Below are 418 nucleotides of genomic sequence, written 5' to 3' on the forward strand. Positions count from 1 at the left end.
CTAATTCAAAAATATGAAGAGCCTCCAGCGCAAAAGGGTTAAGCAAACCGGAAAAATATGAGTGTGCTTGGTTTAACAGTTCAGTAAACTGATTCATGCGACCTCCTCAAATGCTCTCAAGGAGTAGATATTATTTATAATTTTATGACTAGGATGCCCCGGATCTTCAAAGATATCTCTCAAATAATGATTTCCAGAACTATTCTTAAGCTCAACAAGAGAATAACACGCTTCATTACGAACAAAGAAATCAGTATCACAAGTTAACTTCTTTAAAATTTCAACGCCCCTTTCATCATCAAGATTTTTAAGAATCTTTGCGATTCTAACTCTTAACTCTATTGAGCTCGACTGATAATAGATTTTTTAGTAAATAGAAAAACCTCTCATCAGGAAAGTTAGATAAAAATCTGTATGG

1 protein-coding gene is annotated in these 418 nt (G+C 33.7%); it reads right to left on the minus strand.

Annotated elements, in window-relative coordinates; translation table 11 throughout:
* Positions 1-93: 93 nt before the first annotated feature.
* Positions 94-363 (minus strand): HEAT repeat domain-containing protein, encoded by a 270-nt coding sequence (locus tag M901_RS18280; RefSeq protein ID WP_369793740.1) that lies wholly within the window; start codon positions 361-363, stop codon positions 94-96.
* Positions 364-418 lie beyond the last annotated feature (55 nt).

Origin of the sequence: Bacteriovorax sp. DB6_IX (genome assembly GCF_000447775.1) — a bacterium.
Taxonomy (GTDB): Bacteria; Bdellovibrionota; Bacteriovoracia; order Bacteriovoracales; family Bacteriovoracaceae; genus Halobacteriovorax_A.